Here is a 12452-nt window from a genome sequence, read left to right as displayed (position 1 = left end):
ATAGAGAGAGACCATGTTCACTAAAATCCTGATCGCCAACCGCGGCGAAATCGCTTGCCGTGTCGCCGCTACCGCGCGCCGCATGGGTATCCAGACGGTCGCCGTGTATTCGGAAGCGGACGCCAACGCCAAGCACGTCGCCGTCTGCGACGAGGCTGTCCTGATCGGCCCCGCGCCGGCCAAGGAAAGCTATCTGTGCGGCGACAAGATCATCGCCGTCGCGCTGGCGACAGGCGCCCAGGCGATCCACCCGGGCTACGGCTTTTTATCCGAGAACGCCGACTTTGCCGACGCCTGCCACGCAGCGGGCCTGGTCTTCATCGGCCCGCCGGCATCGGCCATGCGCGCCATGGGCTCCAAGTCGGCCGCCAAGTCGCTGATGGAAAAAGCCAATGTGCCGCTGGTACCCGGTTACCACGGCGAGGAACAGGATGCGGATTTCCTGCACGTCCAAGCCGACAAGATCGGCTACCCCGTGCTGCTGAAGGCCTCGGCCGGCGGTGGTGGCAAGGGCATGAGAGTCATCGAGCATTCCGATGATTTCAAGGCCGCGCTGGCCTCGTGCAAGCGCGAAGCGATCAGCTCTTTCGGCGACGACAAGGTGCTGGCCGAAAAATACCTGTCGCGTCCGCGGCATATCGAAATCCAGGTTTTTGCCGATACCTTGGGCAACTGCATTTATTTATTCGAGCGCGATTGCTCGGTGCAGCGCCGCCATCAAAAGGTGCTGGAAGAAGCACCGGCGCCGGGCATGCCGGCCGACCGACGCGCCGCCATGGGCGAAGCGGCCGTTGCCGCCGCCAAGGCCGTCGGCTACGTCGGTGCGGGCACGGTGGAATTCATCGCCAACCAGGATGGCTCGTTCTACTTCATGGAGATGAACACGCGCCTGCAAGTGGAACATCCGGTGACGGAAATGATCACCGGCACCGACCTGGTGGAATGGCAGCTGCGCGTCGCCTTTGGCGAGCCGCTGCCGAAAACACAGGATGAATTGGCGATCCACGGCCACGCCATCGAAGCGCGCATCTATGCGGAAAATCCGGAGAAGGGTTTCCTGCCATCGATCGGCACGCTGCGCCACATGCAGTCGCCAGCGGCCGTCACGTTCGAGCTGGGTGGCACGACAGTTCCCGCCGCCGTGCGCATCGATTCGGGCGTGCGCGAAGGCGATGCGATCTCGCCATTCTACGACCCGATGATCGCCAAGCTGATCGTCTGGGGCGCAGACCGCCGCGAAGCGCTGGCACGCATGGCGCAGGCGCTGTCCGACTACCAGATCGTCGGCCTGGCCAGCAATATCGCCTTTTTGAAACGCCTCGTCGAAGGCCAGGCATTCGCCAGCGCCGATCTCGATACGGGCCTCATCGAGCGCAATCAAGCATCGCTGTTCCCCGCCCTGCAGGCGGCGCCCGACACGGCCCTCGCGCTGGCGTCCGTCGCCCTGCTGCTGGAAGAAAAAGCGGCGGCCGAAACGCAATCGGCCAACCGCGCCGACCCGTGGGGCAATGCCCTGGGCTGGCGCTTGAACAGCACCCTGGGACGGAGCCTGTCGTTTAGCGACGAATTCACGCAGGCTGGCGAGGGCAAGGCTTACGCGGCGCGCGTTGCCTACAAAACGGATGGCTGGCTGTTCAACGGCCAGCCACTCTCCCTGACGGCGAACACCGGCCTGGAACTGCACATCAAGCTGGGCGAGCGTGCCGTGCACGGCACCGTGCGCCGCGACGGCGAACAGTTCCACGTATTTACCAACGGCTTGCATTACACCCTGCACTACAGCGATCCGATGGCGCATGCGGGCGAAGTGGAAGCGGAAGGCGGGCGACTGACGGCGCCGATGCCGGGCAAGGTCGTTGCCGTACTGGTAAACAAGGGGCAGGACGTCAAGAAGGGCGAGCCTTTGGTCATCATGGAAGCGATGAAGATGGAGCACACGATCGCCGCGCCGCACGACGGCCTGGTGGAAGACGTGCTGTATGCGGTCGGCGACCAGGTGGCCGATGGCGCGCCGCTGCTGGCCTTCAAGGCTGCCGCATAAAGGTAAGCACATGCGCATCCTGTTACAACGTTCGGACGGCAAGGAAGCGGCGTGGATCAGCGACTTCCGCGACTTGCTGCCCGAAGTAGAAATTCTCTTCTGGCGCGAAGGCGAAGCGGTTGAACCATGCGACTACGCCGTCGTGTGGCAGCCCCCCGCCGCCATGCTGCCCGAGTTGGCGAACGTCAAGGCCATCTTCAATACGGGCGCCGGCGTCGACGCGCTGCTGAAATTTGGCGACGCGCTGCCCGCTCACGTGCCTTTGGTTCGCCTGGACGACGCGGGCATGGGCGTGCAAATGGCCGAATATGTGAGCCACGCCGTGCTGCGCCACTTCCGCCGTTTCGACGATTACGAGGCGCAGGGCCGCGCGGGCATCTGGCAGCCGCTGCCCGCGTTCGACAAGGCGGACTTTCCCGTCGGCGTACTGGGCATGGGCGTGCTGGGCACGCGCGTGCTGCAAGCGCTGGCGCAATTCGAATTCCCGCTGCGCGGATGGAGCCGCAGCCCAAAACACGCCGATGGTGTGGCGTGTTTTGCGGGCGAAGAGGGACTCGAAGCGTTTTTGCGCGGCACGCGCGTGCTCGTGTGCATGCTGCCGCTCACGCCCGACACGCACAACCTGCTCGACCGCGCGCGCCTGTCGATGCTGCTGCCGGGCGCCTACATCATCAACGTGGCGCGCGGCGCGCATATCGCCGAACCGGATCTGCTGACGCTGATCCGTTCCGGGCATATCGCGGGGGCCACGCTGGACGTATTTCGCAACGAGCCGCTGCCGCAGCAGCACCCGTTCTGGCAAGAACCGCGCATCACCATCACGCCGCATATTTCGGCCGCCACCCTGCGCCGCGAAAGCGTGGCGCAGATCGCCGCCAAGATGCGCCGCCTGCACGCCGGAGAAGTCGTCGCCGGCATCGTCAACCGTTCGCAAGGATATTGAGATGAACCCTACTACCAGTCTGCCCAAGCAGGTCAAGATCGTCGAAGTGGGCCCGCGCGACGGCCTGCAAAACGAAAAGGAAACCATCAGCGCCGCCGTCAAGATCGAACTGGTCAACCGCCTGACGCAGGCCGGCTTCGTCAATATCGAGGCAGCGTCCTTCGTCTCGCCGAAATGGGTGCCGCAGATGGCCACCAGCGCGGAAGTGATGGAAAAGATCGCGCGCCGCCCCGGCACGATTTACTCGGCGCTGACGCCGAACATGCAAGGCTTCGACGCAGCGCTGGCGGCGAAGGCCGATGAAGTGGTGATCTTCGGTTCCGCGTCGGAGGCGTTTTCGCAAAAGAACATCAACTGCTCGATCGCCGAATCGATCGCCCGCTTCGAAGGCGTGGCGAAGGCGGCCAAGGAACACGGCCTGCGCCTGCGCGGCAGTATCAGCTGCGCTTTCGGCTGCCCCTACCAGGGAGACGTGCCGCTGGACGCCGTAGCCGACGTGGTGGGCCGCATGCGCGACCTCGGCTGCGACGAGATCGACATCGCCGACACCATCGGCGTGGCCACGCCGCGCAAGACGCAGGCGGTGATGGAGCGCGCGATTGCCGCCTTCCACGTGGGCGGGCTGTCCGGCCACTTCCACGACACCTATGGCCAGGCGCTGGCGAATATCTACGCCAGCCTGGAAACGGGCATCGCGATCTATCACTCGTCCGTCTCGGGCCTGGGCGGCTGCCCGTACGCCAAGGGCGCCACGGGCAACGTGGCGACCGAGGACGTGCTGTACATGATGCAAGGGCTGGGCATCGTCACCGGCATCGATCTGGACCTGGTGGTCGACGCGGGGCAGTTCATCTCGCAGCAGCTGGGACGCAAGGGATCGAGCCGGGCCGGCAATGCCATTGCGGCAAAACGCGCCGCTGTTTGAGCGTAGGCCGGATTAGCGCGGCAAGGCCGCGCGTAATCCGACGCCGCCAGGGCCAACACTGTTGTCGGGTTACGCGCTTTGCGCTAACCCGACCTACCCCGACCGATCCCGACCGTACGTGAACCGTACAGACGAAAAAAAACCCAAGAGTCGAAACTCTTGGGTTTTTTTCTACAAATTTGGTCGGAGTACAAGGATTCGAACCTTGGACCCCCTGGTCCCAAACCAGGTGCGCTACCGGGCTGCGCCACACTCCGAAGACCAAGATAATACAGGCCGTATCGACTTCGGTCAAGGGTCAGGTGAAACTCTGTGTAAATTATTACGCGCGGCACTCAGATGCATGTATTTTTCAAAACGATTGAAGTATGCGACACTGGCTTGGCAAGTTTTCCCGATCAGACATGAAGGCGACGACGGCAATGGAGTTCAAGATAGAAAGAAGCGGCGGCGGCCAGCCCGTGCCGAACCGCCGCGGCATCGTGCTGGGCATCGCCGTGTCCTTGCTGCTGCATGGCGCCTTGATCTATCTGTGGCGCCACGTGCAGCCAGCAGCGCCACCGGACACGGCCCCGCGCGTGGAGTCGATCGCCGTGTGGATACGTCCGCTGGCCGCCAAGCCGCCCCCGCCGCCTGTCGAAGTCGTCAAGTCGAAGCGCGAGCCCAAGCCCATCAGCAAGCCGAAACTCGCTACTGCCCGGGAAACGCCGGCGGCGGCTACGGCGCCAGCATCGCCCCCACAAGCCATCACGGTCGTGCCGGCATCACCGGCCGCGCCGGCGGCCAGTCCCGATACCATCAGGCAAGAAACCCAGGAAACGCCAAAATTCGACATGGAAGCGGCCAGGAAAACGGCGCGCAAGATGGCTGGCGAACGCGATCCATCCAAGGTAGGCACGGCCGTGGGGCAAATCCCCGACAAGCCGCTGCAAACGGAAACCCAGCTGGCGCGCGACATCGCGCAGGGCAAGCGCGGCGATTGCCGCACCGCCTATTCAGGCGCAGGCTTGCTGGCACCCGTGTTGATGTTGCTGGACAAGAAGGATAGCGGCTGCAAGTGGTGAAGAAGATTGACTATACCCAATGTGGGTATCTATGCAGACACATTGTTTTCCAAGACACAGCAACGCGTGCTGGCCTTGCTCTTTGGCCAGGCGCAACGGTCTTTCTATGCGAATGAAATCATCGCCTTCGCGGCCATCGGTTCGGGTGCAGTGCAACGCGAGCTGGCCAAGCTGGTGAAATCGGCCCTGGTCACGGTGAAAAAGGTGGGCAACCAGAAGCATTACCAAGCGAATCACGATGCGCCGATATTCGACGAGCTGCGCAGCATCGTACTGAAAACCTTCGGCGTGGCCGATGTGCTGCGCGTCGCGCTGCAGCCGCACTGGCAGGAAATCGACTTGGCTTTCGTGTACGGTTCGATGGCCAAGGGCACGGAACAGGCGCACAGCGATATCGACCTGATGGTGATCGGCAGCATGGCATCAAACGCCCAGTTACTGACGGCCTTGCAGCCAGTGCAGCAGCAACTGGGGCGCAGCATCAACCCGACCTTGTACACGCCAGAAGAATGGCGGCAAAGAATAGACGAGGGCAAGTCGTTCGTCGTGCGCATCCTCGAACAGCCCAAGATTTTTGTCAAAGGGGGCGACGATGAATTCATCAAGCTCGCAAGCGCTGGCGAATCTGGCGCGCATCGGCCAGCTCAAGGCTGAGCCACCTGACGCACGCGAACGGGCCGGCTTGCTGCGCTCGGCCACCGTGCGCCTGCGTGACGCCAGACAGGTGATACTGTCGCTGGAAAGCCGCTTCGACCTGGCATAACGCGGCGCATGCGGCGGCCTTGTCTGCGTTACGTCAACATGGTTATCGCAGCGACAACCGCTATCTCGTTTTCCAGAGCCTGGAACACACCTTGGGTTTCACGCCACAGCAGTGACTACTGTTAAGCCAGGCGCACAAGAAGCGCAACCTGGCCGAATATGAGGGCGAACTCGATGTCACGGCAGGCTTTGTCGATGAGCTGATCGCACATGTGGAATTGTTACTCGTGGCGGCAAGGGCGCTCGATGTCCAGCCGCCATCCTGATTCCCTTATTCCTGCCCCTTCAACTGCAAGGCCCGCTCATACAGCGCGTTCTTCTTGCGGCCCGTGATCTGCGCCGTCAGGTTCGCCGCCTGCTTGACGCTGCATTCGGCCAGCAAGATGTTCAGGATGCGCTCCGCTTCCACGTCTTCCGCGTCCTGCGCTTCCGTCGCGCCTTCCAGCAGGACGACGAATTCGCCCTTTTCACGGTGCGCATCGGCGCGGATCCAGCTTTCCGCTTCGGACAGGGGGCAGCGATGGATTTCCTCGAACATTTTCGTCAGTTCGCGCGCGAACACCACCTGGCGCGTCGGTTCGAACGCTTCCACCAAGGCCGTGGCGCAATCGAGGATGCGGTGCGGCGCTTCATAGAACACCATCGTCGCCGTCACGCCGCGCAAGCTGTGCAACATGTTTTCGCGCTGCTTGGCCTTGGCTGGCAGGAAGCCGACAAAGTAGAACTGGTCGTTCAACAGGCCGCTGGCGGAAATGGCCGTGATCGCCGCCGACGGGCCGGGCAGGGGCAGCACGCGCAGGCCGGCCGCGCGCACGGCGTCGACGATACGCGCGCCGGGGTCGGACACGGCAGGCGTACCCGCATCGGAAACGAGGGCGATGCGCTCGCCGGCGTGCAGGCGGGCGATCAGGGTCTGCGCCACTTCGCGTTCGTTATGTTGATGCGCCGCAATCAGAGGCTTGTTCAAGCCAAAGCGCGTCAGCAGGTGCGCCGTGTTGCGCGTATCTTCACAGGCGACGGCATCGGCAAGGCTCAGCAAATGCAGCGCGCGCAGGCTGATATCGGTCACATTACCGATCGGCGTGGCCACTATATACAATGTTGCGATAGGATAGACCTGGTGCGCCGCCTCTGTCATGATGGGCAGGCTGGCGATGGAACTGATTTCTTGTACGGTCATTTTGGAGGTTAAATGCTTGCTAATAGTGTGAAGTTACTGCTTGTTTGTGCCGCGACCGGCATGCTGAGCGCTTGCAGCACGCCTTGCGACGCGCCCGGGCAATTGTGCGCGCCTATTGAATCTAACACAAGGGCGCTGCCGCCACCGAAGCCGCTGCCTCCGCCCGTGCCGCCCAAGCCGCCCGCGCCCGAACCGGTGACGTTTGCCGTGGCCGTACCCGATATTACTGCCTACGACGGCAACGGCGCCCCATTGTCGCCCATCAACACCAAGCCGGCCACCGGCACGCCGCAAGACATGCCGGCCGCCACGGCACCGGCGCCGTCCGACGGCAAGGCCCACCACATCGGCTTGCTGCTGCCGCTGCGCTCCACTTCCCTGGGGCCGGCCGCCGAATTGCTGCGCGCCGGTTTCATGGCCGCGTACGAGCGCGACCGCAGCGGCTTTGAAGTGACGGTCATCGACACGGGCGACGGCAGCAGCGACGTGCTGAACAAATTTGCGCAAGCACAGGAAGAGCAGGACATCGTCGTCGGTCCTTTATCGCGCTCGGCCGTCACGGCCGTGGCGAACAGCGACCTGGTACGCAAGCCGACGATCGCCCTGAACCACCCGGACAACCGCGGCGAGGCGCGCCTGCCGGCCAAGCTGCTGGTGATGGGCCTGTCGATCGAGGCGGAAGCACGCCAGGTCGCCGCCTGGGCCGCCAGCGAACAGCCGGGCGCCAGCGCGCTGATCCTGTCGGCCGGTTCGCCCTCGCAGCGCCGCATCAGCGCCGCCTTCAAGCAGGAATGGCTGCGCCAGGGCGGCAAGGTCGAGACGATGGACTTGACAGCCACGAATGGCTACCTGAGCGATGCGGAACTGGTGCAACTGCGCGCGCGCCTGACCGCCACGCCGCCGGGCCTGCTGTTTGCCGCGCTCGACGCCGACCAGGCGCGCCAGCTGCGCGTGGCCATCGGCGGCGACCTGCCCCTGTATGGCACCTCATCACTGAATCCCGGCGCCGGGCGCGGCGCCAGCGGCCCCGAACTCGACGGTGCGCGCCTGCTGGACCTGCCATGGCAAGTGCAGCGCGACCATCCGCAAGTGATGGTGTATCCACAGCCGGAGCAGCCTGCCGAACGCCGCCTGACGGCCGACATGGAACGCCTGTATGCGCTGGGCATCGATGCCTTCCGCGTGGCGCGCGAAGTGGCGCTGCGGCCGAACGCGCCATTTACCCTCGATGGCGTGACGGGCCGCCTGGCCGTGCGCTTCGAGAATGATCAAAGCGTGTTCGAGCGCACGGAACAAGCCGCCACCTATCAGCAGGGCGTGCTGGGCACCTGGCCGCCGGCCGCGCCGGCACCTGTCGCCGTGCCGCCGGCCCAATAAGGATACGCCATGCCACCCCTGCCTTTCCAGAATAAACAGGCACGGGGACGGCAAGGGGAAGACGATGCGCTCGCGTATCTGCTGCTGCAAGGCCTGGTGCTGCTGGAACGTAACTACCTGTGCAAGGGCGGCGAGCTGGACCTGATCATGCGCGATGGCGCATCCATCGTCTTCGTCGAAGTGCGGCTACGCAGCAGTGCGGCCTTCGGCGGCGCCCTGGCCAGCATCACCCCAGCCAAGCAGCGGCGCATGACGGTGGCCGCGCAAACCTGGCTGCTGGGGCAAAAAACCGTGCCGCCGTGCCGTTTCGACGCGCTGGCCATCGATGGCGGGCGCATCAGCTGGCTGAAGAACATCCTCGATATGTAAGCATTTTTAACAGTGCTTGTCCGCCATGCCGCGCGCCTGCACTATAATCGGCAGACTATGAATAATCAACGCATCCTCTCGCACTTCCACGAAAGTGCCGAACTCAAGATCCAGGCCGCCACCGTACTGGCGCAACCCATTGCGCAGGCGATCGACCTGATGTTTTATGCATTGTCCAACGGCAACAAGATCCTCGCTTGCGGCAACGGCGGTTCCGCCGCCGACTGCCAGCATTTCGCAGCCGAGCTGGTCGGGCGCTTCGAACGCGAGCGCTTTCCCCTGCCGGCCCTGGCGCTGACGACGGATACGTCGATCCTGACGGCCGTGGCCAACGACTACAGCTACCGCGAGATCTTCTCGAAGCAGGTGCAGGCCTTCGGCCAGGCCGGCGACATCCTGCTGGCCATCTCCACGTCGGGCAATTCGGCCAACGTGATGGCCGCCGTGGAAGCGGCGCTCGAGCGCGAAATGCGCGTCGTGGCGCTGACGGGCAAGGACGGCGGCGCCATCGGCAAAATGCTGACGGACGCCGACGTGCATATCTGCGTGCCGGCCGAGCGCACGGCGCGCATCCAGGAAGTCCACCTGACCACCATACATTGCATCTGCGACGGCATCGATGTCGCGCTATTCGGAGGAGACGTGAATGACTAAATTCGGTACTGGCCCAGGCTGGAAACGCGTACAACGCCCGCTGGCCACCGCACTGCTGTGCGGCGCCATGCTCACTTCGCTCACCGGCTGCATCGAATTGATGGTCGGCGGCGCGGTGATGGGCGGCGTTGCCGCAGCGGACCGCCGCACCCTGGGCGCCCAGACCGAAGACAAGTCGATCGCCCTCAAAGGCGAGTCGCGCATCCCCTCCATCGTCGGCGACGTGGGCCACGTCAACGTCACCAGCTTCAACCGCCGCGTCCTGCTGACGGGCGAAGTGCGCGACGAGGCGATGAAAAACGCCGTCGAGCGCGAAGTGCGCAATATCGAAGGCGTGGAATCGGTGGCCAATGAATTGATCATCGCCGGTCCGGCCAGCTATACCTCGCGCTCGAACGACGCGCTGATCACCACCAAGGTCAAGGCCAGCCTGGTCGACATGAAAACCATCTCGGCCGCCTCGTTCAAGGTCGTCACGGAAAACGCCACCGTCTTCCTGATGGGCCGGGTCACCCAGCGCGAAGGCACGGTCGCGGCCGACGTGGCGCGCGGCGTGGGCGGCGTGCAGAAAGTGGTCAAGCTGTTCGACTACATTTCGGAAGCGGAACTGAAGCAATTGCAGCCCGATCCGGCGCCAGCACGCAGCAGCAGCAGCAGCACCGGCGACACGGCGCAGCAATAAACGCCTCCTCCGTTTGACCTACGGCTTTGATGCGGCGATACGGCTATAATGGCCGCATCGCCGCGCTTTTCAAATGAAAACCATGTCAACTTCGCCATCCGCAAGCAAGTCCTGGATCAAGCCAGCCCTGATCGCCGTCCTCGTGGCGGGCGTGGCGGCGGCAGGCTATCTGTCGCTCAATGACAAGCAAAGCGCGCCGGACGTGACCTTCCACGGCATCCATGGTGAAAAGATCACATCGGCCAGCCTGCGCGGCAAGGTCGTGATGGTCAATTTCTGGGCCACCTCGTGCACCACCTGCGTGGCGGAAATGCCGGACATGGTCGACACCTACAACAAGTACAAGGGGCAGGGACTGGAATTCGTGGCCGTGGCCATGAAATACGATCCGGCCAACTACGTGCTGAACTTCGCCGAAACGCGCCAGCTGCCGTTCAAGGTGGCGCTCGACGTGACGGGCGAGGCGGCCAAGGCCTATGGCGACGTGGCCCTCACGCCCACCACCTTCGTGCTCGACAAGCAGGGCAAGATCCTGAAACGCTATGTGGGCAAGCCCGAGTTTGCCGAACTGCACAAGCTGCTCGAGACGGCCATCGCTGGATAACACGGTACAAAACCTTGTTGCCAAGTGTTATCAACCTGTTATAACCTTCCCAGGCGTGATCCCACTCACCTTGTGAAGGCCAGCCGTGCCCCTAGCCGCCCAATCGCTCGACCCGCAGCAACTGAAAACCTGGCTGCTCGCCACCGGCAACAAGGACGCCACCGCGTTCCGCCAGCTATATAACTCCACCTCATCGAAACTGTTTGGCTTCGCGCTGCGTATATTGCATAAGCAAGAGCTCGCAGAAGAAGCCTTGCAAGAGGGTTTCGTCGCCATCTGGAACAACGCCGCCACGTATCAAAGCCATCTGGCGGCGCCGATGACCTGGATGGCCACCATCGTGCGCAACAAGGCGTTCGATGTGCTGCGGCGCAGCGACGATACCGTGGAAATCGATGCCGAACAGTTTGATAGCGAAGTCATGAATGCACTCCGAGACCCCCAGGCCACGCCGATCGAGTCACTGCAACTGAGCGGTGACGCCAAGGCGCTGGCGTTTTGCATGTCCGCCCTGGAAGGGCTGCACCGGCAGGTGGTCGCCCTGGCGTTCTATCATGACCTGTCGCACAGCGAAGTGGCGCAGCAGATGTCGCTGCCGGTCGGCACCGTGAAGACCTGGATACGCCGCAGCCTCGAACGGCTACGCACGTGTCTGGCGAAACGGGAGGCACCATGAATATCCGCGGCAATGACAGCCTGCGCCAGAAACTGGCGTCCGAATACGTGCTGGGCACGCTGAAAGGGGGCGCGCGGCGGCGTTTCGAAGGCTGGCTGCACAACGACGCCGACTTGCGCAATATCACGGCCGAATGGCGCCAGCGCCTGGAACCGATGGCGGAATTTGCCACGCCCGTGGCGCCGCCCAAGCGCGTGTGGCAGCAGATCGAGCAGCGCTTGCACCTGGCGCCGCGGGGCGGCTGGTCCTGGTTGCGCGATTCGCTGTCGTTCTGGCGTTCGCTGGGCATGGCCTCGAGCGCCATCGCCGCGCTGCTGGTCATTGTCGTGGCCACGCGCGTGATGGATGCACCGCAAATCAACTATGTCGCCAGCCTGACGGACGAGAAGGCGCAAACGGCCCTGCTGCTGACGGCCGACAGCCGCCACGGCGCCCTCGAGGTGCGCATGGTCGGCAACGCGCCCGTACCGAGCGATAAGGACCTGGAACTGTGGGCCGTGCCGAAGAGCGGCAACCCGCGCTCCCTGGGTTTATTGGCCGACAAGGGCAATGTGAAACTGGCCCTGTCACAGCGCGCCATCGGCAACGACGTGGCCTTGCTGGCCGTCACGCTGGAGCCGAAAGGCGGTTCGCCGAATCCGGACGGACCGACGGGGCCAATCTTGTACAAGGGTAACTGGGTAAAAATTTAAGCTTATTTGGGATACAGAATCATCTGCGTGCAGCGGAACAGGGCAATCGTCTTGCCCGTTTCCTTGCTTTTCACCACGGCATCCCACACTTGCGTGTTGCGGCCCTTGTGCTCGACCTTGGCCGTGCAGGTGAGCGTGCCTTCGCGGGCCGTGCCCAGGTGGTTCGATTTCAGTTCGATGGTCGTGAAATTGCTGGCGCCTTCGGGCAAGTTGACGATGCAGCCATAGCCGGAAGCCGTATCGGCCAGGGTCACCACGCTGCCCGCGTGCAAATAACCATTCGGCGCCAGCAGATGCGGCAGTACGGGCAATTCCGCCGTCAGTTGGCCGTCGCCCACTTCCGTGATGACGATGCCCAGGTGGCCGGGCAGGCGGCCCGTGCCGCGTTCATTCAACATTGCTACGGTGATGTCGGGATTGCTCATGCTGGTCCTTGTGCGGGTGAGACCGGGATACGCCGGAAAATACTATGATGATAGCAAC

At 63.4% G+C, this 12452-nt stretch carries 15 protein-coding genes and 1 tRNA gene; 13 read left to right on the top strand and 3 right to left on the bottom strand.

The features are described from left to right. Positions 1-13: 13 nt before the first annotated feature. Genes GYK42_RS29660 through GYK42_RS02660 form a run of 3 tightly spaced genes read left to right on the top strand, consistent with a single transcriptional unit; the run spans position 14 to position 3909 of the window. On the top strand, positions 14-2041 hold the full coding sequence (locus GYK42_RS29660) for an acetyl-CoA carboxylase biotin carboxylase subunit (RefSeq protein ID WP_166446204.1): 2028 nt from the start codon (positions 14-16) through the stop codon (positions 2039-2041). A gap of 10 nt (positions 2042-2051) precedes the next feature. Further along, entirely contained in the window at positions 2052-2984 is a 933-nt protein-coding gene (locus GYK42_RS02665; RefSeq protein ID WP_166446203.1) for a 2-hydroxyacid dehydrogenase, read from the top strand. 1 nt (position 2985) lies between these two features. Beyond that, on the top strand, positions 2986-3909 hold the full coding sequence (locus tag GYK42_RS02660) for a hydroxymethylglutaryl-CoA lyase (RefSeq protein WP_166446202.1): 924 nt from the start codon (positions 2986-2988) through the stop codon (positions 3907-3909). A 180-nt stretch (positions 3910-4089) separates the two neighbouring features. On the opposite strand, the gene GYK42_RS02655 is transcribed toward GYK42_RS02660, so the two are convergent. After that, positions 4090-4166: transfer RNA gene (locus GYK42_RS02655), tRNA-Pro, on the bottom strand. A gap of 165 nt (positions 4167-4331) precedes the next feature. Here GYK42_RS02655 and GYK42_RS02650 point away from each other — a divergent pair. The 3 genes from GYK42_RS02650 to GYK42_RS29170 are packed head-to-tail and all read left to right on the top strand — an operon-like array spanning position 4332 to position 5736. Beyond that, entirely contained in the window at positions 4332-4973 is a 642-nt protein-coding gene (locus tag GYK42_RS02650) for a hypothetical protein (RefSeq protein ID WP_166446201.1), read from the top strand. 42 nt (positions 4974-5015) lie between these two features. Then, on the top strand, positions 5016-5627 hold the full coding sequence (locus tag GYK42_RS02645; protein WP_240943393.1) for a nucleotidyltransferase domain-containing protein: 612 nt from the start codon (positions 5016-5018) through the stop codon (positions 5625-5627). After that, entirely contained in the window at positions 5566-5736 is a 171-nt protein-coding gene (locus GYK42_RS29170) for a hypothetical protein (RefSeq protein ID WP_240943388.1), read from the top strand. The genes GYK42_RS02645 and GYK42_RS29170 overlap by 62 nt, the downstream gene beginning before the upstream one ends. 270 nt (positions 5737-6006) lie before the next feature. Here GYK42_RS29170 and rsmI read toward each other — a convergent pair whose 3' ends face one another. Beyond that, positions 6007-6915 carry a 16S rRNA (cytidine(1402)-2'-O)-methyltransferase gene (gene rsmI, locus GYK42_RS02635; RefSeq protein ID WP_166446200.1) on the bottom strand — a complete coding sequence of 303 codons (909 nt, stop codon included), beginning with the start codon at positions 6913-6915 and terminating at the stop codon, positions 6007-6009. A gap of 165 nt (positions 6916-7080) precedes the next feature. On the opposite strand from rsmI, the gene GYK42_RS02630 reads away from it, so the two are divergent. From GYK42_RS02630 to GYK42_RS02600, 7 genes are all read left to right on the top strand, one after another. Then, entirely contained in the window at positions 7081-8292 is a 1212-nt protein-coding gene (locus GYK42_RS02630) for a penicillin-binding protein activator (RefSeq protein ID WP_166446199.1), read from the top strand. Positions 8293-8301: 9 nt separating this feature from the next. Then, positions 8302-8661: a YraN family protein gene (locus tag GYK42_RS02625; protein ID WP_166446198.1), complete on the top strand. Its 360-nt coding sequence runs from the start codon at positions 8302-8304 to the stop codon at positions 8659-8661. 57 nt (positions 8662-8718) lie between these two features. Further along, complete coding sequence (locus GYK42_RS02620) at positions 8719-9315, top strand: phosphoheptose isomerase (protein ID WP_034752465.1); 597 nt, start codon at positions 8719-8721, stop codon at positions 9313-9315. Then, on the top strand, positions 9308-9997 hold the full coding sequence (locus GYK42_RS02615; RefSeq protein ID WP_166446197.1) for a BON domain-containing protein: 690 nt from the start codon (positions 9308-9310) through the stop codon (positions 9995-9997). The genes GYK42_RS02620 and GYK42_RS02615 overlap by 8 nt, the downstream gene beginning before the upstream one ends. An 82-nt stretch (positions 9998-10079) precedes the next feature. Further along, the gene (locus GYK42_RS02610; protein WP_166446196.1) at positions 10080-10601 is read left to right on the top strand and encodes a peroxiredoxin family protein; all 522 of its coding nucleotides are present in this window, start codon (positions 10080-10082) and stop codon (positions 10599-10601) included. An 85-nt stretch (positions 10602-10686) separates the two neighbouring features. Continuing rightward, positions 10687-11277, top strand: a complete 591-nt coding sequence (locus GYK42_RS02605) for a sigma-70 family RNA polymerase sigma factor (protein ID WP_166446195.1) — start codon at positions 10687-10689, stop codon at positions 11275-11277. Next, entirely contained in the window at positions 11274-11969 is a 696-nt protein-coding gene (locus GYK42_RS02600; protein ID WP_166446194.1) for an anti-sigma factor, read from the top strand. The genes GYK42_RS02605 and GYK42_RS02600 overlap by 4 nt, the downstream gene beginning before the upstream one ends. A 2-nt stretch (positions 11970-11971) precedes the next feature. Here GYK42_RS02600 and GYK42_RS02595 read toward each other — a convergent pair whose 3' ends face one another. Beyond that, positions 11972-12394, bottom strand: coding sequence for a PaaI family thioesterase (locus GYK42_RS02595; protein WP_034752471.1), 423 nt, complete (start codon positions 12392-12394; stop codon positions 11972-11974). Between the last annotated feature and the right edge of the window lie 58 nt (positions 12395-12452).

Origin of the sequence: Janthinobacterium lividum (assembly GCF_011601275.1) — a bacterium.
In the GTDB taxonomy this organism is placed as follows: domain Bacteria; phylum Pseudomonadota; class Gammaproteobacteria; order Burkholderiales; family Burkholderiaceae_D; genus Janthinobacterium; species Janthinobacterium lividum_E.
This window is presented reverse-complemented; position numbering and strand designations above follow the sequence as displayed.

Coding starts and splice junctions, on each gene's coding strand:
- GYK42_RS29660 (WP_166446204.1), top strand. CDS start 14: ATGTTCACTAAAATCCTGATCGCCAACCGCGGCGAAATCGCTTGCCGT.
- GYK42_RS02665 (WP_166446203.1), top strand. CDS start 2,052: ATGCGCATCCTGTTACAACGTTCGGACGGCAAGGAAGCGGCGTGGATC.
- GYK42_RS02660 (WP_166446202.1), top strand. CDS start 2,986: ATGAACCCTACTACCAGTCTGCCCAAGCAGGTCAAGATCGTCGAAGTG.
- GYK42_RS02650 (WP_166446201.1), top strand. CDS start 4,332: ATGGAGTTCAAGATAGAAAGAAGCGGCGGCGGCCAGCCCGTGCCGAAC.
- GYK42_RS29170 (WP_240943388.1), top strand. CDS start 5,566: ATGAATTCATCAAGCTCGCAAGCGCTGGCGAATCTGGCGCGCATCGGC.
- rsmI (WP_166446200.1), bottom strand. CDS start 6,915: ATGACCGTACAAGAAATCAGTTCCATCGCCAGCCTGCCCATCATGACA.
- GYK42_RS02625 (WP_166446198.1), top strand. CDS start 8,302: ATGCCACCCCTGCCTTTCCAGAATAAACAGGCACGGGGACGGCAAGGG.
- GYK42_RS02620 (WP_034752465.1), top strand. CDS start 8,719: ATGAATAATCAACGCATCCTCTCGCACTTCCACGAAAGTGCCGAACTC.
- GYK42_RS02615 (WP_166446197.1), top strand. CDS start 9,308: ATGACTAAATTCGGTACTGGCCCAGGCTGGAAACGCGTACAACGCCCG.
- GYK42_RS02610 (WP_166446196.1), top strand. CDS start 10,080: ATGTCAACTTCGCCATCCGCAAGCAAGTCCTGGATCAAGCCAGCCCTG.
- GYK42_RS02600 (WP_166446194.1), top strand. CDS start 11,274: ATGAATATCCGCGGCAATGACAGCCTGCGCCAGAAACTGGCGTCCGAA.
- GYK42_RS02595 (WP_034752471.1), bottom strand. CDS start 12,394: ATGAGCAATCCCGACATCACCGTAGCAATGTTGAATGAACGCGGCACG.